This is a genomic window from Nostoc sp. FACHB-190, from assembly GCF_014696905.1.
Classification (GTDB): Bacteria; Cyanobacteriota; Cyanobacteriia; order Cyanobacteriales; family Nostocaceae; genus Nostoc_B.
This window is the reverse complement of sequence record NZ_JACJQW010000040.1, coordinates 38,193-60,014: the sequence shown is the minus strand read 5'-3', so window position 1 is coordinate 60,014 and position 21,822 is coordinate 38,193. Positions and strand designations below refer to the sequence as shown.

The window sequence follows — 21,822 nt, the reverse complement described above, 5'->3', positions numbered from 1 at the left end:
GTAATCGCCGCAGCATTAATTGTATCTGTACCAGTATTATCACTCAGTGTAGTCGTGCCATAAAAACCATACTCATTGGTGTAAAAATAAGTGTCGTTAGCAGTATCTGTATCTCCGTATAAACGTAAATTCCAACTATTAAGGATGCCAATATCTGTAGGGCCTAAATCCCGGATTCTCAATGTCCATTCACCAGCACTGCTTTCTCCCCAATGTTGGCTACTAGAAAGCCGAAATACGATATTATCTCCATCGTCCTCCTGATTACCAGGTCGGTTAACCAAAGTACTAACAATACCGCTTGGAGAAATCAGATCAACAACCAAATCACCCCGATAAGGATGAGTCAGATTCAAGTCTACTTCCACCCAATCAATCTCTAAACCAGCCGCGACTGTTAAGGTGCTACTAATGCCTATGTCATCATTATCTGGAATCGTCAAACCTAAATTACCAGAACTGTAAGAAAGAGACTGCTCATTACTAAATACACTCTGCTTTTGCCAAGTTTCTGCCAAACGTACAGCAGCATGAGCATCCACTAAACCGAATCCATAGTCGTGGCTGACGTGTAAACCTCCTCCATTCAAATTGTTAGCGCCATTAATTTGCCAAACGTAATCCCCACCTTGGTTATAGAAATCGTTTTGACGAGCAGAATAGGCCAGAATTTCTTGGATATCCCGATAACCTAAATTGCGATTGGCTTCTAGGATGAGCGCAACTACCCCAGAAACTTGAGGTGCAGCAGCAGAAGTACCGTTAAAGCTGCCAGTGTAGTCTGTAGAACTATAACCAGCAGAGCCTTGACGATCTGTGGTCACGATACTGCCAAAACTATCACTACCAAAGGCAGAAACAAGAATAGAAGCACCAGGAGTACTGTAAGAAGATACAAAGCCATTATCGTCAAGTGCAGCTACAGTAATTACCTGACGGGAGTTTTGAAAGTTGTGATAGTTAGTATTATCTCCTTCTTGACGGCTATTTCCGGCGGCAAATACGATCGCTGTTCCTAATCCATTACGTCCATTAGTAACAGCATTTTGGATAGCCTGTCCCGCTTGTGGAAAGCGATAAAAATCATCAAGAAAAAAATTAGTTCCGAAGCCCCAACTATTATTGACAACATCAAAACTCGCAGCACGCCACAGAGCATCAGTCGCAGTAACTATCGAACCAGGAATTGCTCTAATACCAGTAATGCGTGCATTGTAAGCAACTCCCACACTACCAATACCGTTTCTTTCAGCAGCAATGATACCTGCTACTGATGTCCCGTGGGAATCTCCACCTTGCGAATAAGGCAGATTCAGTCCAAAAGGATCAGAATCTTGGTCAATCGAGTCATAATCTCTGCTTGTGTCGTAATTATCATTGAGATCGGGGTGAAGATAATCAAATCCATCATCGATTATACCAACAGTAACACCGCGTCCTGTGTAGTCATCCCAAACATCAACCACATTGATATCAATACCAGGAGTACCACCAGATTGACCTTGGTTATATAAATACCATTGATTTGGAAATAAGGAATCGGAAGGAATAGTAGTCATAGATTTGTTGTGTTAATAGTAAAAATGCTTGAATTGGGCTAAAGCCTATTGAGTTTTATCTGATGTGCGTTACTAAATGTTGTTTAATTGGCAAGTTTCGTGGCTTGTGGAGTTTCTGCTTGAAGACCAGTAATTTTTTCTAACTGCGATCGCTTTTTGTGCATAGGTTAGCGTCCAACCGTGATTTTTCATTAGATGGCGAGTAAACCCAAATTCATGGCTTGGATCATGTAATTTAAAATCTTGTAAACGTTGATAAAGGGCGGCTTCAAAAGCATTAAACATGAGTAGTCACCTTGATTAAAAGTATCCACATCATCGTCCATATCTAGAGATGAGTAAATATTGAGAAAGTGTAGTGAGGTGTAATGTAGCGGTAGTCAGAGATGTTAGAGCAATTTAAAAATTTGAATGCCAGGAATAGTAAGACTTTTCTTCCTGCTTATTGTCTTCTGGTACATGTCTATTGTTTTCTGGTATATGTCTAGTAAGTCTGGGCGGAGGTGAAAATCTAGTTTCAAAGCTTTATATAGCAAGGGTTATAGAATAGCCGCCATAAAGATACAACTAAATTTAGAACCAAGTTAAATGGAAAAGTAAGACTTTTGCCCTAAGCTTATTGATAATAGAATCAATCAAGCCAGAAAATGAAGTTTATCTTTTTATAGAATACTGGCTTAAAACTATTGCTGCATCTTATTTACAGAGGTTTTCGTTACCCCATCAGCTAGGAAGTAGAATGGATTAATGACATATCTCTGACTGAGTAATTGCAAATTATTTTGTTTTTCTGTGCTTTTTAATTGGCAAATATTTTATGAATTGGAATTCTTTTTTAGAAGCACTATGCAATTCTAGAGAATCTGAACTTACACCTCTGGAAATAGAAGTGTTAATGTGTTTAGGGGAAAGCCACTGTCCTACAAAAAAAGATTTATTAGACACTTACATTAAATCCTATTCGCTAATTGAAGAAGAAGCTTTTACCCAAAGGCTCAAAAATATCTATAGAAAATTTCAAATTTATGGAAAAGGATATAAGCTTCCACAACTTCATAAGTATCTGACGGAAAAATATATTCAATATCAAAACAAAGATATCTTTTTTTCTCAGATAGGTTTGAATTATATATATCCAAATTTTCCTAGGGATACCTTTGGCAAGGAACTTGAGAAATTGATTTATTCAGATAATCCAGAGCAGAAATATGTAGATATTCTTCAGACTTTTGCTCCTAATTTAAATGATTATTTTGAGCATTTAACTGAGTGCGTTAAAAATCATGTCCGAATCAGAATCTTACTTGCTTGGCCTTATTCCAATGCTGCCAAGCTGAGAGAAGATGTTCTGAGAAAATATGCTAATACTAGTATTAATGATGAACTCAATATTTGTGATTATGTAATTGCTAATTTGGAGATGCTAGAAAAAATCATCAGAATTTCCGATAATTCTCAACTGCTCAACATTAAGCTTTATGATACACTTCCTTCTCTGGCAATTTATCGGGCTGGTGATTATATGTTAGCTGCACCTTTCCTACATGGTTCCCTTGCTGTTAATACATTTCAGTTAGAAATGAAACTGAATACTTCTAATCAATTTATAACGCATACTTTACAAAACGATTTTGAATTGATGTGGCAAGTTGCTCGCCGATTTTATCCAGATCCCAATATAAATTGGAGAAATGACCTCAAAATTCTATTTACAACCTAGAAATTATGATGGAAAAAATCAATAGTTTTGAGATTTCATTGATTGAGGAATTTAAATCACATCCACTATTTATTCAAATTGATACAATCTCTTGGCAGAATTTCCTAGAAATCCTCATCCAGCGCCGCTTTTTATCACTTTCTATTGTCAATATCTACGAATTTGTGATTGATGCTCTTACCGATGAGCAGATTAAAAAAACTGTTAGAGGCATTCTAAATGAAGAATTTCCTCGTAATACAAAAGGCATTCCACTTCCTTCCCATCGAGAGTTACTTTTCCAAGATTTGCTGAATCTAGGCGCTACCTCTGAAATGATTTTAACCATGCCTGAAACGCCTCATACTAAAATGGTCAGAGATGAAAGCTATAAACTAATGGTTGGTTGTCTAGAGAAAAAGCATTTTCAACTGGGGCTTGTAGCGTTTCTGCGTTTTTGGGCAGAGGTACTGGTTTCAGTTGAGTATTCCTGTTTGTGGGAAAGAATTTCTGAACGTTTATCAAATGGACAATCAAACCACAAAATTAGATCAGAATTTTATTATTTCCACATGATCCATGACAGCAGAAACTCTGATATTGGTAAAGAAAGCTTTCTAGGTGGACTCACTCATGCTCAAGAGTTGGCAATTCACTTACAAAAACTAATTACCTCTGAAGATGCCTTACTTTACTGCATCAATATTGAAAATAACGCATACCAACTAAAATATCAGTTTTACGATCAATTCGTTGGCGATCGCCCTAATTTGTGAACATAAAAAGGAGTCAAAAGACAGAATGCAGAATTGGTGAATACTCCACCCATATAGGACTTACGCATAAAAACAAAAAATTAAGGGTTTTGGTGAGGGTGTAGGGGTACAGGGGTATAGGGTGTACTTATTCAAAATCCTTACACCCAATCTCCACAGATAATCTTTGTGCGTAAGTCCTGCTATAAAGAGATGGAGTTTAAATCTGGTATCAACCTTAATTAAATATCCAACACCAATTTAGAACTACCGGGTTGAGAAATACAAATCAACACCGAACCTTCATCAATGGTTGCGCCTGGTTCTTCTTGATAACTCACTTCCCCTTCGCGGAGTTTACACATACAAGTACCACAAACTCCTATCCGACAACTAAAAGGCGCATCAATATCATTAGCTTCGGCAAATTCTAAAATAGTGCCATCGCTCGGTTGCCATGTTAAAGTTTTACCAGATTTAGCAAAGACAATTTCTGCAAATTCTTCACCTGGAGTTGCAGCCTGAGTTGATTTTGGCGACTCAGTTTTTATCGGGTTCCCAAAGGATTCAAAAGAAACTTTATTATTAGGTACTCCAGCAGCTTTGAGTCCTTCAGTAACAGACTGAATAAATGGAGTTGAACCACATAAAAAATATTCCGCTTCTTGTTGACATAATTCCTGCACTAAAGCTGCATCAACATATCCTACACTTTGATATTTACCTGCATCTTCTGTTCTAGGACGACTGTAGCGAATATGTACATTTAAATTAGAATTTTGTTGGGCAATTTCCATAATTTCATCATGAAAAGCATGGAATTGTCCGTCTCTTGCACCATGTATAAACCAAACCTGACGCTGAGGATTCAGTCGAGTACAAGCTTTCGCCATACTGATCATCGGTGTAATTCCAACACCATTACTAATCAAGACTGCGGGGGTAGATTTATGCACATCCAGCACAAATTTACCGTTTGGTGGTTTGGCGGGAATAACTGCACCTTCTTGAATGCGATCGTGCATAAAATTAGATGCTACACCAGGCATGACATCTAATCCATTGGGTGCAAGTTCGCGTTTAATAGAAAGACGATAATATTCACTCGTTTCAGAATAATCTGACAGTGAATAAGTCCGAATTACAGGCTTATTATGTCCAGGAATATCAAGTTTAATCGTCAGAAATTGCCCTGGTTGAAAGTTGGGAATTTCACCTTTATCCTCTGGTTGTAAATAAAAAGATGTGATTTCTTCGCTTTCTTTTACCTTGCGAACCACAACAAAATTTCGCCAGTCTTGCCAAACATTGCTGTCTGCTGTGGAAATGTCGGGAGTGGATTTATCTTCACTATCTTTACCTGTGTAAACCAAGCCAAATACAGCCCCAGCCGCCGCGCCAAATAGTGAAGAATACACACCAAATTGATGGGCAGATTTATCTTTAGGGTTGGCAAACCCAATAATAATAGCAGTAGACAAAGTAACTACTGAACCAACGGTAGCTGCTGCGGCAACGCTTCTGACTAATGGATGGTTAATTCTTCCCAGACTTTCCAGCATTGTTATTTCCTACCTCAGACTTTTAGTTATGTTGGTATGTACTTGCAAAGATTCTGGTTTCAGTCATTTTTAAAAAAGATTATCAGCATCCTAGCGTTCGTTTTTATGACCTTTGGTTCTCTTTAGATTTACTTTAGAAATACCGCGTGAATTAATTAAGAATTACAAACAATTTCTGATGGTGACTAACATTTAAAACTCCCGCTTAGAGAAGACGAAACTAGCGATCGCCAGCAGCATAATACAATAAAGTACGCCATAAGCAGCATTGGTAATTAATATAGTTGCATTCGGTAAAGCCTGCATTCCATACACCGCATCGTTTTTTAAATCTAAGCGCGATAAATCTGGCAAAATCAGATACAACCCTTGGGTGATGCGTTCCATTGTGGGGTTTTGACTCAAACGCCCGAATTTAACTACATCTTGGCTAATATTCCCCATTAAATACACAGCAAAGGTTAACGTTATCGCCAGTAAAGCATTAGTGAAAACACCCAGTGTAATCGCCACAGCGTTGATTAAAGATATCTGTAAAAACAGAAAAACTGCGGCAATCACAATACTAAGTGTAGGATGAGGGATATTCTCTATTTGCAAAAATCCCAGATAAATGGCCGTCATCGTGCTGATTAACACAGCCAAAACTGCTGACAAACCCAAAAATTTGCCAGCAATAATTTCACTGCGGCTGACTGGTTTTGCAATTAACACTAAAATAGTGCGTTTATCAATTTCCTTTTTCACCAGTCCTGTACCGATAAAAACGGCGACAATTAAGCTAATGACATTAATCGCCACTATCCCAAAGTCTAAGATCATCTTGTTTTCAGTAGTCGCCGCAAATTCCGGTAGTACTCGCCACGCGATCGCCAGCACTAACGTATAAAATCCAATCACATATAAAATGCGATCGCGTACTACTTCCTGAAATACATTTTTCGCAATTACAAAAGTTCTCATCTGTTCTTAAAAGTGCTGAGTGCTGAGTGCTGAGTGTTGAGTGCTGAGTTAAAGATTCTAATTTTCCCCCTTTTCCTCCTTGTCCCCCTTGTCCCCCTTACCTCTCCTACTCCCTACTCCCCATTCCCCACTCCCACAAAACTACTGTTGCGGTGGTGGTGAACCAGCAACAAACTTACTGACGCGATCGCATTCTATTTCCCCGACTGCAATTTTGTCTTCTGGGTTTGTGCTTGTAATAGCTTTTTTACCTGAAGTTGCTACCGGATCAATCCGACAAGATTTTTTCAGATAATATCCTTTTTGACTAGAACTGGGGCCACGCCAAATACTCAGCAAATCTAAAACATATCCCCCTGATTTTGTATTTGTCACACGCGGTTCAACTCGCCACAAAGCTTTTTCTTCATACTTTCCTAGCTGTTTATCAATAACTCGATTACCTAAATTGCCTACTTGTAATTTGGCATCTAGTAGCCATTTTTCTACCTGTGACCAAGGTCTTTCATCAATTTGCTGTTCTACTAGTGGTTGTAGTTTATCTAAAATAATCACGCCATTTTTTGGCACTTTTTCGCTAATGTCTGTTCTTCTGACAAAGGTACTGCGCTGAAAATTATCGGCCAGCAAACTAGGATATTCTTGTAACCATTTATCCATGACAAAGTAAAATTGTATCCAGCAACTTAAAATCATACAACTGGCTACTAAAATCAGAATTTTCTGCCTGACTTCTGGCTTAGGAATTTGCGCTTTAGAATCTGTATCTGTACCTTCAAAAAATTCGGGAATTGCTGTAATTAAAGAAGATATCGTCGGCCAAAGCACAATGGTTCTGGGCGTAATTACATCCTGCTGATTACCAAACGCAAAAACACTCACTAAAAATCCTGTAATCAATGCACCCACAGGCATAAAAGTGCCAGGAACTCTGATGGGATCATCAGTGGTATACCAAGCTGTGCCAGCAATTAAAAATAACCAGCCACAAAATGCAATGATATCTCTGATATAACCATTGGCAAAATAAGATAAAAATCCTGAAAATACACTCAAATAAATAAACGTCTGCCAAGCATAGGCTTGAGTAGGAACTAAGATTTTTTTGACCCTGGTATAGACATCTTCAAAAATTTTAAATATGCCAAACAAATCTTTAAACAAAACATTCATTTTTTCACCTCTAACGTTATAGATATGTCCAAATAACTAACAGTATTTAGCGATTGCGAATCAATAAAATGATCGTAATCACTGTATAACTAAGAGAATTGGCGATTAATGTAGCAGTCACCAAATTAGTAGTTTGCAATTTGATTCCCGGAATCTCACGGCGTAACTGTCGGCGCTGGGATGTTTCGGCAATTTCTGGTTTTTTCCAACCATCGTCTCTTAAGGTAAATACCAAAAGCTGTAACAGGACAAATTTCATTAAAAAAGTAGCAAAGAAAATAATCGAAGTCGTAAAAATTAACGTTGCTTGGGTAGTGGGAGAGCGAAAATTATTAAAAAATACATAGTTAATTAATTCCGATTTAAAGTCTGGGGGCAGCATCGGTTCTAAGATAAAAAATATTACCCAACCAATAGTTCCCGAAAAAAGATTAGTGGCGATCGCATAAAAAATACTCGTTTTTTTGTCAAACTTTAACCGCCAATGGAAAATATAAGCTTCAATCGGAATCGCCACCAGGAAAAATAATAAATTAAACAACATCACGCCAATCGGCAACAGTCGCGGCGGGTTAGGTAGGGTAAAAATGTCGTTGAGCATAGTCAGGTAGGTTTGTAGTGAAAGGGTAAGGACAAAATGGGGATAATCAGGCTGATATAGTCAATCACTAAGTCCCGTTGGGGCGGGAGTAGAGAGTGAGAGAGGAATCAACAACCCGTCGGTGGGAAGCACCACCTTTGAGGGTGATAGCATGAGTGGGGTTTTCAAGCCTTCATCAATGCTGTATCCCAACTCCCGACTCCCGATTCCCTACTCCCCTGGATTTACCATCTTGGTGTGCCAGTATACCCCTATTTACCCTGTTAATATATCCTGCTAACTCTTGTATGGAAGTACCCAACCAAGATTTTTTATATCTGGAAGTGCAAGAGGTTAGGTAAGATTAGAGACTGCCACGTTACAGGTTTTTGAGAGATGACAAGGAACGGCATTGGAATTCGCACAGCACAAGCACGTTCTGAGCGACTCACAGGTCAAATTCACGTTTATGATGGTTTGGGTAAAGGCAAATCCCAAGCGGCTTTAGGGGTCGTACTGCGCTCAATTGGTTTAGGGATAAATACTCAAAATAATTACAATCGCGTTTTACTGCTGCGCTTTTTAAAAGGGCCAGAACGTGATTATGATGAGGATGGAGCGATCGCAGCCCTACAGCGTGGATTTCCTCATTTAATTGATCAGGTACGGACGGGAAGAGCCGAATTTTTTAGTGCTGAAGAAATTATCCCCTACGACCGACAAGAAGCAGCACGGGGTTGGGATGTCGCCAAAGGTGCGATCGCCTCTGGGTTATATTCAGTAGTAGTATTAGATGAACTTAACCCCGTTCTCGATTTGGGTTTGCTACCTGTAGATGAAGTGGTACGCACGTTAAAATCCAAACCCCAAGAATTAGAAATCATTGCTACCGGACGCGGCGCACCCGAAAAATTGCTAGAAATTGCCGATTTACACTCGGAAATGAAGCCGCAACATCACCCCATCGCCCAACAGCTATTAATTGAAGGGATTGAAATTTATACTGGTGCAGGGAAAGGTAAATCAACCAGCGCCTTGGGGAAAGCTTTACAAGCTATTGGTAGGGGAATTAACCATCCCGGTTCTACTCGCGTGTTAATTATGCAATGGCTCAAAGGTGGTAGCGGTTATACCGAAGATGCAGCGATCGCCGCCTTGCAACAATCATACCCAGAAGTGGTAGATCATCAACGTTGTGGCAGAGATGCGATCGTGTGGCGCAATTCCCGGCAAGAATTAGATTATGTCGAAGCTGAACGCGGTTGGGAAATTGCCAAAACTGCGATCGCATCTGGGTTGTATAAAACGATCATCTTAGATGAACTCAACCCCACAGTTGATTTAGAACTCCTCCCAGTTGAACCAATTGTCCAAGCCTTACTCCGCAAACCCCGTGACACAGAAGTTATTATTACTGGCCGTTGCCAACAACAACCCGCTTATTTTGATTTAGCCAGTATCCACTCTGAGGTATATTGTCACAAGCACTATGCTAATCACGGCGTAGAACTCAAGCGGGGAGTTGATTTTTAAATGGATAATACTAACGTGCTGGATTTAGCAACTGGCGGATTGGCGATCACTATTTTGCTTGGTGGTATGTTAATGATGTTCTCAACTATCTTGACCACCAAGAAATGATTACCTTACACCAATACCGCCGCTCTAGGGTCTACCCAGCTTATATGATGTTAGTACAGCTACTCCAAAGCAGGTAAATTATTCGGGTCAATGCCTTGAGATGCCAGATAAGCCATTAATCTTTCTTTTTGCTGACGTTCTTGTTCAGCGCGTTGGCGTTCTTGTTCAGCACGTTGGCGTTCCTGTTCAATTTGTTCCACAGCCCAAGGTAACAAATTACCATTGGCATCCCACCAGCGCAACCAATAACCAGTCCGGGCTTCTTTAGTACCTTGCCAAGTTCCTAAGAATAAATTCATCGACTCTACCCAATGACGACCATTTTCATCGGGTAGCTGCAACTCATAGCGTTGATTTTTCAGTTGGTAAAATTCTAATAAACCCCCATCTGGTTCAAAAATCACATAGATGGGAACTTGTAAAATCTGTTCATAGAAAAACCATCTTCCTGGCGGATAGGTGCGTTTAACAGAATATTCCCCGCCTTCGGTGTCAGAGAGAATTTCCATCACGATCGCAGGTACTTCACCTTCTAAATTAGGAGTATAACTTTTGCGATCGCTTAAAATTTGATTTACTGCTGGAACATAAACCCAATCAGGTGCTTTTAAAATCAATTGTCCATTGACAGTTGCACAAAGACCAAAATTCGAGGCTATCAACATCTGTGGTTGAATAAAACCGCTAATTTCTAGGCTTTCACGCAACGCACCAGCCAAAATTGGCTGATTGGTATTCTCCACAGGTTCATCCTCTAATTGATAATCATTGGGCAATGCTTCCCAAGAGATTACCATGTCAGTAGGCGATTTAGCTGCACTGAGTTGGGTTGCCATAACACAGCATCAATATTAGTTTCTTCTTATGTTACCCCTCCCAGCACGAAGATGATGCGATCGTACTTAGAAACGGGTAGATGCCAAGTTCAAAATATCTCAATGAGACTTCTTGGATTTTAAAATCTAAAATCTCAAAAAATTTTCAAAAAACAAGAAATTATCTGATTGAAGGAATAGGTGCTTTTAAGAAACGAGCAGCAGAAATACTACGAAAATGTTAAATTTCTTTGAGGATAAAATGTGATCTGAACGCCAGAAATTCTGGAAAATGCTTTTATTTCTATTAGATTCTTTTTTTTAGCCTAAAAGAACTCTAACCAACGGGAAAAGCATTATTTAGAGACTCAATTAAATCTCTGCGTCCACTACCACGATGAGGTGCCGGATTTTCTGGCTCATTTGATTTGGGCTTAGGTTTTGGTTTTGCTGATAACAACATTTTGCCTCCTGTATCACCAATTAGCATATATGAGCGATTTAAACTGTCTGAACCGTTAAATACCAAAGAACCGAGAACCACACTAGAAACTAAAAGCGAAAATGTAACACGCATGGCAGATATTTCTTGTGAACTCTTATATTCACTGCTACTGAGTTTCTGAATGTGTATCCGGAAAGTTTATAAAATAGTATTCTGTTTGACAGAAAGAAATTGAGTTTGACGTTAGGCAACTACTCCTGAGTCCAAGAGATACCAGCATAACCAATCATGTTCATCGCCAGGAGTGGGTATTAGGACTTACGCAGTAAGACGAAATATCAAGGGTTTAAGGGTGTATATATCTAAAACTCTTACACCCCATACCCTTTCACTCACAAGTGTAGGTTTTTAACAGAGTGATGAGTAGCGACTCTAAAAATCACGATTTAATCAGAGTTCCACCCCTTCACACCCTTACACCCCTACACCCTAAATCAAGGTTTTTGGGGCATAACGTAAAAAACCTACACCAGTCAGATACCCTTTCACCCCTATACCCAAACTCCACAGACAATCTTGGTGCGTAAGTCCTAACTTTAATTGTTAGCTACAAGCTGTCAGTTGGGTAATTCCAGAAATTGAATGATTCAATTTACAAAGTGCAAGCAGGCTCTTTCTCCCCTGGCTTACTCATAGTTATGGAATATTGATTGGCTTTGGAAGTTCCTGGATGAACGCGGATGGCATATATAGCGGTTCTCGTTCCAGTGAAGTACATTTATCTAGCCTCTTTTCTCCATCTACTTGTACTGCACTCAACCGAGAAACGCTATATCAAGCTGTAAATTGTATACGTACGTATATTTAACTAAAAAGTTAAAATTTTATCTTATATAAAGTTTCAATCAAAATCAGCCAATAGTTATCGACAGTATAGGTGACTTTGTTTTACTCTAAAAACACAAAACATCACCTAGCTCTATTACTGGTATATAAAAGATTTTGCCTATCAAAATATTCAGTAAATAGCAAAGCTAAAAATTGATGTGGACTATATTTATTTACTGAGTAAAAAATCGAACTAAATTAATCGGGTGCAGACTACTAAATTGTTAAAAATAGCTATTTGTGGAGAATTTATGTCATTTTTAACCAAATATCGAGCTAATAGTCAATTATTGTTAACTTTAGGGTTAATGATATCGGGATTATTGATATTACCCAACCCAGCAAAAGCGGTTACACTTACGCCTCTAACATCACAAGATGCTAACCCAGGCTTTGATGACACGGACTTTAATTTACTCCTAGACCAAGGAGATTTTAAGGAGTTGTTTGTTGCAGAAGCTCGAATTGGTAACAATGGATTTGGTGGCAACGGTGAGCGGGAATTAGGGATTAATCGAGATGTGAGAGCAACTGTAAATCCAGGGCAACCTGTGGCTAAAGCAGATTTAGTCTGGGGTAATGGTAAAGTTTGGGACTTTAGTTTGGAATATACAGGTAGTAAAGTAACTTACAAAGTTTTTGATACTTCCCAAACTTTCCAATTAATAACTCAAGAATTTAGCGGTGCTGTCACAGATATCTTTATCCGCACCTTTGCTAATAAAGGTAGTGGTAACAACCTTCAAAACGCTGTTTCTTTAACTAATTTAGTTCTTAATGGTACAGCGTTAGGCAGTTTAGCATCGGCAAGTACAAATACTACAAAAGACTTAGATTATCTCCATCTCACTGGTCTTGCTGCACCCTTTACACTAACTGGTAAAACAGCATTTAGCTGGGTTGGTGCAGCACCTAGTCGTTCTAACTTGGCCTTCCAAATCAAAGTCGGTACTTCTCAATCAGTTCCAGAACCTAGTACTCTTGCGGCTATCTTCTTGGCGACTATGACAGGTGCAGCAACTTTAAAAAAACAAAAGATAGCTGCTCAAAAAGCTTAAATTGATTATGTAATTTAGGCTAATCAAGATTGTCTGTAGAAATTGGGTATAAGGCAATACGGTTCAGTTAAGAGAATAGTAAGGTTGGGTGTAGCGATCGCGTAACCCAACAAAGTATCTTAACTTGAGCCAAGTGGCTTGTGTATTTATCCAAAACCCTTTCACCCCTAAACCCAATCTCCACAGACAACCTTTGTGTGTAAGTCCTGGGTTGATTACAACACCTCGCGCCCCAAATAAGGTTGCAGTGCTTCCGGTATTAAAATTGTCCCGTCTGGTTGTTGGTAATTTTCCAAAACCGCAGCCATAGTACGTCCAATTGCTAAACCGGAACCGTTGAGGGTATGGACAAACTGTGTACCTTTTTTACCTGCTTCCTTAAAACGAATATCAGCTCGTCGTGCTTGAAAGTCTACAAAGTTAGAACAGCTAGAAATTTCGCGGTATTTGCCAGCCGAAGGTAGCCAAACTTCTAAATCGTAGGTTTTGGTTGAGGAAAATCCTAAATCGCCAGTACATAAATTTACTACCCGATAAGGTAGCTTTAATGCCTGTAAAATTGCTTCGGCATTACCCACCAATTTTTCTAGTTCGTCAAAGGATGTCTCAGGCTGGACAAATTTTACCAGTTCCACTTTGTTAAATTGATGCAGGCGAATTAACCCCCGCATATCGCGGCCATAACTGCCAGCTTCCCGACGAAAACAGGGAGTATAAGCACAGTGGTAAATAGGTAAGTCTTCAGCAGCGAGAATTTCCCCACGATAGAGGTTTGTCACGGGTACTTCTGCTGTGGGAATTAGCCACAAATCATCATCAGCACATTTAAAGCTTTCTTCAGCGAATTTCGGGAGTTGACCGGTTGCTGTCAGTGAGTCAGTGTTAACTAACAATGGCGGACTAACTTCTATATATCCTGCCTGAATTTGGCGATCGAGCATAAATTGAATTAATGCTCTTTCTAGTGCTGCACCAGCCCCAATTAAGCTAGTAAAGCGACTTTGGGCAACTTTAACAGCACGTTCAAAATTGAGAATACCTAGTTTTTCGCCAATTTCCCAGTGCGGCAGAATGTTGGGGTTTTGTGGAATATACTCATCACCCCAACGGCGAACTTCAACGTTATTTTCCTCATCTTTGCCAACAGGTGTAGAGTCACTCGGTAAATTGGGTAGAGCGAGTACCAGCCTGTGAATTTCAGCTTTCAGTTCTTTTTCTTTTGGTTCCAGTTCACTCAACTGAGCTTTAATGGAGTTACCTTCATCACGCAAAGCTTGAATTTCTGGGTCTTGAGGATTAACACCAGATTTGATCTTCTGACCGACAAGTTTACCAATTTCGTTACTCCGAGCTTGGAGTTGACTGCGGCTCATCTCCAGTTCTCGTTGTTGCTTGTCTAACTCTAATATCGGTTGAATGTCATAATTACCGCTACGACCGTTCAACCGCTCTTGCACTAATTGGGGATTTTCCCGTATTTGCTTGATATCCAGCACAGATTTTTCTCAGTTTTTAGCCTAGAATCTTCTTGATCAATACAGTTAACATACAAGGATTCAGCATATATTAATTTTGGCTGACTAGAACTGAAAAATCATTGTTATTTTAAACTATTGGCGCGGCAAGGCTAAAGTAGTGCATTAGATTGGAAAAATTAACCGCAGATGGACGCGGATGAAATTGATTGTTTAATACAACATTTGAGGCTTACAGCGTTTTTCATCCCAATGGGGTACATTCATCTAGTCTTGAGCATCCTAGCCTCTAACCTCTATACCCCTCCACTACCAATACGGTTCGGTTAACAAATGTATCTGTTGAGGTGAGCAGGGGGGCGGAGGAGCTTCAGGTGCAGGGGAGAGCGTACCTTCGTTCCCCCTTTCACCCCTGCATCCCTGCACCCTTGCTTGCCTACACAAGTAAGTTTCTTATCCGAACCGTATTGCCTCCACTACATATATTTCAAAAATCAGTTTAAGGAACTACCAGTTGGTATAGTTGTTTTGTCCCTAATGGTGTTAACACTGAAGCTTCTACTTTGCGGTTAGAAGGTAAAGGCAAAGTAATATCAAATCTGCCATTTGAATCAACATTTTGAGGCTGTTGATTAATTGACAGTATATTTACCGGATCAATAGTACCAATAATCTGGACTTGTCTATCTCTAGCTCGAAGTTGACTCACATTCAAACGAGTATCTTCTCGCAACGGGACTGCTGGTGAGGGTGGTTGTCCAGGGATAGTCAGATTTTGAAATCCAGCTTTTACCAGTACTGCTTGTCCTTGAGCAGAGGTGGCTACTGCTCCTTTTTTAGTTCCAACACCCATTTTACCGTCATTTTGAACACTCACACCAAACTCTGTGCCTCGGACTCCAGCAATTCCCGCCGGGGTTTTAATTTCCACACGAGATGTATTATGAGTTAGGGGGCGAACTTGTAGGTTTACTTGGCCAGACAAGACTTGTAATTGTGTAATGCGTTGGCCTTTACTACCTGTTTCCAGCTTTTGTACAGTTACAGTTGTGTTTTCCGCAACTTTAACGAAACCCGCACCTGTGTCAATTCCCAGCACTACACTAGAACTTTGTTTAGTGGTGATGGTATCACCAACTGATTTTAATCGCATTCCATTACGGACTGCTTGAGATGTTTGTCCACGGGAATAAATAACTTGTCCAATGGGGCGGCGTACTTCTAGCCATTGATTGCTCTTGACTTTTAGTGGTTCAGATGCTAGGGCATGAAAAGCAATAACTAACCCAACTATAACCACCATCAAACCTGCCCACCAAGCTTTCATAAAACTTTCTACCTTTACTCAATGGAAATAGACGACTCTGGCATCTAAACCGTGGGATCTTAGTACAGAAGATAAGCATTCCGCTTCATACCTCTTTGCAAAGCCGCCGGCATAGACATAAGCACCAAGCCTATGCTGTGCTAAAAATGCGTCGGTAACATAGCGTCTGACAATGTTTAATAACCGCTCTGATTCACCGGGAACTACTACTACGTAAGGATGATTTGGTACTTGTCCAATGACGATAACATCACTCTGTCGGAAACTGTCAACAGAATTTCTAACTTCTGACAAGCTTTGAGAAATACATGGGGATGGTTGTGTCCAACCCTTACATAACAGTGTGTTTGCTAATACAGTTATGACTATTCCTACATTTAAATATCTATTCACGTACTTTTAGATAGCTAAGGTATCCTCATCTCCTGATTTTCCTAATTTTTCACCAATTAAAAACTGGTGGTCGAAGACTATATATGACTAATGTAAAGTTTCAAGTTTATATAGGAATACGGTTTGATTCCTGAATCTAGTTATGTAGGTAGGGAGTAGGGAATGGGGAGTAGGGAGTAGGAAAGACAGCTGATCTGGGTGTACTGATTTTTTTCATAAATCAAATATGAGTCCTATAGTATTGCTTTTTACTATTTATCTGTATGATTAACAGGGCTTTGCATCTTAGTCACAGAATAAATCATAGTCAGTGTTTGCCTTCCGCGCAGTGTTAATTCTTTTAATTTTTGTGTATAAAAATTATCTTTGACTAGATGGTGTGTGGTCTCACTAATTAAGATGCTATGAGGGTTGCCTTCTTGCGTATTTTTATTGAGTTGTTCCAAACGAGCCGCAATATTTACAGCATCTCCTAGTACAGAATAGTCTAACCGTTGAGATCCGCCAATACTACCCGCAACTACTAAACCTGTATGAATACCGATGCCAATTTGAATAGCAGGCAGGCCAAGCTGTTGGAGTTCTTGATTTAATAGTATTAATCTTGCTTGCATGGCTATAGCGGCAGAGACAGCATTAATGGCATCTTGCTGAATTTCTTCGGTTTGAGTGTGAGGAAAGGGAATGCCAAAAACAGCCATAACGGCATCACCAATGTATTTATCAATTACTCCATGATGCTTGTGAACACATTCAGCCATTGCTCCCAGATAAGTATTTAACCAGTTGAGTAACTCTCGTGGTTTCATATCTTCCGAAATTGTGGTAAAGCTGCGGATATCGCTAAATAACACCGTTACTACCATTTCTTTGGCATCTAGTTGTCCTTTTTGGAAAATTTCGTCACGATTTTGCCAGATTAATCTAGCGGTATCTTGAGAAACGTGACTAGCAAATAAACTCATTAATTGTTGTTTTTCTTTTTGTTCTTGCCACTGCACACTTAAGCCTGCCAAGAGAATAGTACCAATGGGTGCAGCAGTGGGTATCCAAAGATTAGCGATTGTCAGGACTAATACTGATAAACCAAACCAAATTAGGGGTAGTAGTCCTAGTAGCAAAATTCGTTGGTAAAATTTTTGGGAAGTTAGTAAGATGCTTACGGCAATACTGATAAAAAGTAGTAGCAACAGTTCAAATTGCCAGGGGACTCTTCGCAGAAACCGTTGGTTGAGTAGGTTATCTAGGACTGCGGCGTGTAGATAAATACCAGAAGTAGGTGCTGTTTGTAGGAAGGGAGTTTTGAGAAAATCGTTTGTACCAGTAGCAGTTAACCCAACTAAGACAATTTTGTTTTGCAGTTTGGCTATATCTATTTTTTTCTGTAAAACATCGGCAAAGGAATAGGTGAGGATTTTTTCTGTTGGTTCTACCCAGTTAAGCCAGACGGATTTTTTGCTCATTCCTGATTGCAGAGATGGAATGGTAATTAAGGATTGTTGGCTTTTATTTGTGTTTGCGGTGAAGGTGTGCTGTAGAGTATTGTTGTAGGTTTCTAGTAGCTTGATGCTTAAAGAAGGAACGTGATCGATGTAGAGAAAAAAATGCCGAGTGATGCCGTCAAAATCAGCATGATTGACTATGTGTCCTATGCTCGTGACACGCTCGAAAATTTCCACAGGATGCAGGGTTTGTTGCTGTAAACTAGGGGCGACTGCTAAGACAACTGTACCGTTAATTGCCATTGCCTCTGCTAGTTTAGCATCATGATTTGTGGGTTCGGTAAACAGAATATCAAAGCCGATCGCGGCGGGAGGGGTAGCCTCTAGAGTTTCTAATAATTGAGTATAGCGATCGCGCGATAAGGGAAACTGCCCATATTGTTGTAAAGTCCGATCATCAATACCAATTACGGCTATACGTTGATCCCAACTAGAATGCGGTAGATAGTTACGGGTGCGAAATATTAAGTTAAATCCTAATAATTCCAAGCTATTCCAAGCACTGACTTGCCATAATCCCACTGATAAGAATGCCGTCAGCATCCCCGGAAAAAGTGGATATTTTTCTAAGATAGAATTTTTGAGGGATTTGTAAGCATTTCGGAGAAATTGTACTCGGAAGTTTAAAGCCATTTTATGAGAGTCTTGTCAGAGATGTTTTGATCATATTGGTATTTATAGGACTCATATTTGATTTGGGAAAAAAATCAGTACACTCAGATCAGGCTTCTTTCCTACTCCCGACTCCCCATTCCCTATTCCCTACCTACACAAATAAATTCAGAAATCAAACCGGATTCCTATATCTGAGTTGAGAGCTTGAGAAACAGAAGAGAAAGTAGAGACGTTGTATTGCAACATCTCTACTTTGTTAAATGATTAAGGATAAAGACCGCGATCGCTCAATGCCTGTGCTACTCTTCCTACACCCAAAGTATACGCGGCTAACCGCAGAGGAACTTGGCGCACTTTGGACTGTTGCATCACTTGACGGTAAGCTTGCACCATCAAATGTTCCATTTCGCGGTTGACTCTTTCTTCATCCCAAAATAGGTAAGACAAACCTTGCACCCATTCCAGATAACTCACCACCACACCCCCAGCATTAGCCAAAATATCTGGTAGCACAGTTACACCCCGTGCTTCTAGAACACGGTTGGCTTCTAGAGTTACAGGGCCGTTAGCGGCTTCGGCGATAATTTGCGCCTGTATTTGATGGACATTCTCTGCTGTAATTTGGTTTTCTAAAGCAGCCGGAATCAAGACATCGCAAGGTAAAGTCAGTAATTCGGCGTTGGTGATAACTGTAGCGTTGGGGAAACCAGCCAAATGGTGACGATTTTCGGCGGCGTAAGCTTTTAAAGCGGGAATATCCAACCCATCAGCCGCATATACCCCGCCTGTCCCGGTGGAAACTGCTATAACTTTCGCGCCTGCTTGGTGAAGTAGTTCGGCGGCTGCACCACCAACATTACCAAAACCTTGAATAACAACTCGCACTCCTTCTAAGGTTCTACCTTGGTCTGCTAAAGCTTCCCGCACAATAATCATTGTGCCGCGTCCCGTGGCCTTTTCTCTACCAAGGGAACCACCCACAGAAAGCGGTTTACCAGTCACAACCCCTGGGACAGCATGACCAACATTCACAGAATAAGTATCCATCATCCAAGCCATTTCACGGGCAGAAGTACCCATATCTGGCGCAGGGATATCTACGGAAGGGCCGATATCTTTAATTAATTCGCTGGTGTAACGCCGGGTAATGCGTTCTAGTTCTCCCACACTATATTGTTGTGGATCAATGGCAATTCCTCCTTTTGCACCACCATAAGGAATACCCAACAACGCACATTTCCAAGTCATCAACATAGCGAGTGCGGAAACTTCCCGCAATGTGACCGCCGGATGATAACGAATCCCGCCTTTGTAGGGGCCTAAAATATCAGAGTGTTGTACCCGATGTCCTGCTAATACCCGTATTTCGCCATTATCTAGTTTCACGGGAATGGAAACTGTTACCACCTTGCGCGGATGACTGAGAATTTCCAGTACACCTTGGTCTAACCTTAATTCTTTCCCGGCTGCTTCTAAGTAGCTACAAGCTTGATCGAATGGGCATATATGGGCTGGTGTAGCAGCTTCCAGAGGCATTGTCGGTGTTGCAATCATAAAAGTTTCTCCTCATCGCGGTATCTTTGCGAACTGGATACATATATGCCTAGCTTATCCTCTATATTCAAAAATGAATAAATTTCTGTAGTTTTTGTTACAATTTTATTTTTTGTTAAAAAAAGCACAGTTCTGGTGAAATGTGCTTGATCAACAGTGAAGAATCAATATTTACACATCAGGGATCAATTGGGCAGAATACCTGAGAAGTGAAATGACCATGAAAGCCATAGGGGATGTGATGTTTGAGGTGTAGACGAGCGATCGCACCTTTGGTTAAATCACTAGCATCTAAAATTACCACATCTGAACGGTGATGAGCCGCATCATAAACTAAAGTGAGTATCCAACCATCATCTTCTTGTTCAGCACCAGGACGGGGTACAAAAATTGGTTCGCCCACAAAACCACGGGGTGCATCACTCCACAGTTGTTTTGCTCCTGTTTCTAAATCGAGTTTGAGAATTGCTTGTCCAGGAGCATGTCCCGTCTCTGCATGAGCCGCAGCTACATACACATAGCGATAATAACGCCCAACTTTACCGGGATTTACACTCGGAAATTCACAACTATGATTTGTGATTAATTTCTTTTGTACCGTTTGACTATCAAGATTCAGGTGGAACCGCCAAATATTACCGGGGGGAAACTGCTCAAAATCAACTTGGCGAAAATCACTGGCTGGTTCTAGTTCGGGAAAATTTTCATAGCAAATAGTATCAATGAATATTTCACTTCCCACCTCAAAAGCATTGGCGTGATGGAAAATAAAACCTGCTTGAGTTTCTAAAACTTGGATGTTTTGTTGTCCCTCTTGGGGAGTGCGGGGAATTACTAAAATCCGCGTCGGCTTGTTGGGTTGAAACTTGATACTTTCTGCGGCACTACTAATACCCAAGGTAAATAATAGGGGATTAAAGGTGACAGGATTTTGAAAGAATATATAGTAATTGGGTGTAATGACAAAATCGTGAATAAAGCAGAAACCAGGAATAGTGTAATCATACTTTTTCAGAACTTTACCGATTTGATTAAGTTCAAAAACACTCAGTTTAGTTGATAGTCCTGGGTTACTGGAAAAATTCACTAGACAAGGTGCGCCGCCATCTTGATAACTACTGGGGTCAATGCGGGGATGGGCGCTAAAGGGTTGACGCTCTGATAATAAACCATGAAAATTTTCTCTCCCCAAGGTTTCTAGTGTGTAGGGGTCGAGGCGATAAGGGTCTTCACCTTCCCACAATGCTAAAAGTTTTTCTGCCCAATAAATAACGCTGGTGTTGGCAGTATTCTTAATTTTTAAGTCGAAAAGATTCGCTAACCAACCACCGGGTTTTTGAGTGCCAAATGCACCGCGATATAAAATTTTCCCGGCTTTTTGTTCTGCTAAATAATCATCAGTCTGCACAAAGCGATTACGAAAATGAGCGCGACCTTGATTGAATATAATGCGGCTAATCATCCCATCGCCATCAATGGGATGATGAATACGTTGTCCATTTATCTCCAATAATCCAGGGCCATTTCTAAAAAGTGTACCTTGGAGTTCTAGAGGGATTTGTCCTTCTATCTCATCAATCCAATAGTCATATTCTTGGGGTAGAGATTCATATCCTTTCTGCCAATCTTCAAGTGTGTAGGATTTTTGTAATTCTTGATTTTTTAAATTCTGCATAGTTTTGATTTTTTTCACGCAAAGGCGCAAAGGCGCAAAGAGATTTTTATTTGTAAGAATTCAGGAGTCAGAAGACAGAATTATAAATTCATTATGATTCTGCTATGGCAATCCTATCTGAGTTGTGAAAAAGTATTTTTTTT

The 21,822-nt window shown here is 40.1% G+C and carries 18 protein-coding genes; 4 read left to right on the top strand and 14 right to left on the bottom strand.

Annotated features, from left to right (window positions below; all coding sequences use genetic code 11):
* A partial coding sequence (locus H6G28_RS29525; protein WP_190676251.1) for a S8 family peptidase occupies positions 1 to 1,559 on the bottom strand: 1,559 nt, incomplete at its 3' end.
* Positions 1,560 to 1,631: 72 nt separating this feature from the next.
* Complete coding sequence (locus H6G28_RS29520) at positions 1,632 to 1,844, bottom strand: hypothetical protein (protein ID WP_190595100.1); 213 nt, start codon at positions 1,842 to 1,844, stop codon at positions 1,632 to 1,634.
* Between the two features lie 532 nt (positions 1,845 to 2,376).
* On the opposite strand from H6G28_RS29520, the gene H6G28_RS29515 reads away from it, so the two are divergent.
* Together H6G28_RS29515 and H6G28_RS29510 are read left to right on the top strand one after the other, a co-directional pair.
* On the top strand, positions 2,377 to 3,279 hold the full coding sequence (locus tag H6G28_RS29515) for a hypothetical protein (RefSeq protein ID WP_190595101.1): 903 nt from the start codon (positions 2,377 to 2,379) through the stop codon (positions 3,277 to 3,279).
* A 5-nt stretch (positions 3,280 to 3,284) separates the two neighbouring features.
* Positions 3,285 to 4,034: a hypothetical protein gene (locus tag H6G28_RS29510; RefSeq protein WP_190676249.1), complete on the top strand. Its 750-nt coding sequence runs from the start codon at positions 3,285 to 3,287 to the stop codon at positions 4,032 to 4,034.
* 221 nt (positions 4,035 to 4,255) lie between these two features.
* On the opposite strand, the gene H6G28_RS29505 is transcribed toward H6G28_RS29510, so the two are convergent.
* From H6G28_RS29505 to fraC, 4 genes are all read right to left on the bottom strand, one after another.
* Entirely contained in the window at positions 4,256 to 5,575 is a 1,320-nt protein-coding gene (locus H6G28_RS29505) for a 2Fe-2S iron-sulfur cluster-binding protein (protein ID WP_190676246.1), read from the bottom strand.
* 192 nt (positions 5,576 to 5,767) lie between these two features.
* A complete protein-coding gene (locus H6G28_RS29500) occupies positions 5,768 to 6,538 on the bottom strand; it encodes an ABC transporter permease (protein ID WP_190595104.1) in 771 nt (256 codons plus the stop codon).
* A gap of 141 nt (positions 6,539 to 6,679) precedes the next feature.
* A complete protein-coding gene (gene fraD / locus H6G28_RS29495; protein ID WP_190676244.1) occupies positions 6,680 to 7,711 on the bottom strand; it encodes a septal junction protein FraD in 1,032 nt (343 codons plus the stop codon).
* 46 nt (positions 7,712 to 7,757) lie between these two features.
* Positions 7,758 to 8,312, bottom strand: a complete 555-nt coding sequence (gene fraC, locus H6G28_RS29490; RefSeq protein ID WP_190595106.1) for a filament integrity protein FraC — start codon at positions 8,310 to 8,312, stop codon at positions 7,758 to 7,760.
* 375 nt (positions 8,313 to 8,687) lie between these two features.
* On the opposite strand from fraC, the gene H6G28_RS29485 reads away from it, so the two are divergent.
* Positions 8,688 to 9,824, top strand: a complete 1,137-nt coding sequence (locus H6G28_RS29485; RefSeq protein WP_190595107.1) for a cob(I)yrinic acid a,c-diamide adenosyltransferase — start codon at positions 8,688 to 8,690, stop codon at positions 9,822 to 9,824.
* A 167-nt stretch (positions 9,825 to 9,991) separates the two neighbouring features.
* On the opposite strand, the gene H6G28_RS29480 is transcribed toward H6G28_RS29485, so the two are convergent.
* A complete protein-coding gene (locus tag H6G28_RS29480; protein WP_190676242.1) occupies positions 9,992 to 10,768 on the bottom strand; it encodes a Uma2 family endonuclease in 777 nt (258 codons plus the stop codon).
* A gap of 316 nt (positions 10,769 to 11,084) precedes the next feature.
* Positions 11,085 to 11,324 (bottom strand): heterocyst-inhibiting protein PatX, encoded by a 240-nt coding sequence (gene patX / locus H6G28_RS29475; RefSeq protein ID WP_190595109.1) that lies wholly within the window; start codon positions 11,322 to 11,324, stop codon positions 11,085 to 11,087.
* A gap of 1,007 nt (positions 11,325 to 12,331) precedes the next feature.
* On the opposite strand from patX, the gene H6G28_RS29470 reads away from it, so the two are divergent.
* Entirely contained in the window at positions 12,332 to 13,138 is an 807-nt protein-coding gene (locus tag H6G28_RS29470; RefSeq protein ID WP_190676240.1) for a choice-of-anchor W domain-containing protein, read from the top strand.
* Positions 13,139 to 13,353: 215 nt separating this feature from the next.
* Here H6G28_RS29470 and serS read toward each other — a convergent pair whose 3' ends face one another.
* From serS to H6G28_RS29440, 6 genes are all read right to left on the bottom strand, one after another.
* A complete protein-coding gene (serS, locus tag H6G28_RS29465; protein ID WP_190595111.1) occupies positions 13,354 to 14,634 on the bottom strand; it encodes a serine--tRNA ligase in 1,281 nt (426 codons plus the stop codon).
* 478 nt (positions 14,635 to 15,112) lie between these two features.
* The gene (locus H6G28_RS29460) at positions 15,113 to 15,940 is read right to left on the bottom strand and encodes a FecR family protein (RefSeq protein WP_190595112.1); all 828 of its coding nucleotides are present in this window, start codon (positions 15,938 to 15,940) and stop codon (positions 15,113 to 15,115) included.
* 18 nt (positions 15,941 to 15,958) lie between these two features.
* The gene (locus tag H6G28_RS29455; protein ID WP_190595113.1) at positions 15,959 to 16,333 is read right to left on the bottom strand and encodes a hypothetical protein; all 375 of its coding nucleotides are present in this window, start codon (positions 16,331 to 16,333) and stop codon (positions 15,959 to 15,961) included.
* A gap of 251 nt (positions 16,334 to 16,584) precedes the next feature.
* Complete coding sequence (locus tag H6G28_RS29450) at positions 16,585 to 18,468, bottom strand: CHASE2 domain-containing protein (RefSeq protein ID WP_190676238.1); 1,884 nt, start codon at positions 18,466 to 18,468, stop codon at positions 16,585 to 16,587.
* Positions 18,469 to 18,714: 246 nt separating this feature from the next.
* Entirely contained in the window at positions 18,715 to 20,004 is a 1,290-nt protein-coding gene (locus tag H6G28_RS29445; RefSeq protein WP_190594144.1) for a Glu/Leu/Phe/Val family dehydrogenase, read from the bottom strand.
* A 178-nt stretch (positions 20,005 to 20,182) separates the two neighbouring features.
* Positions 20,183 to 21,679: a carotenoid oxygenase family protein gene (locus tag H6G28_RS29440; protein ID WP_190676236.1), complete on the bottom strand. Its 1,497-nt coding sequence runs from the start codon at positions 21,677 to 21,679 to the stop codon at positions 20,183 to 20,185.
* Positions 21,680 to 21,822: the final 143 nt, after the last annotated feature.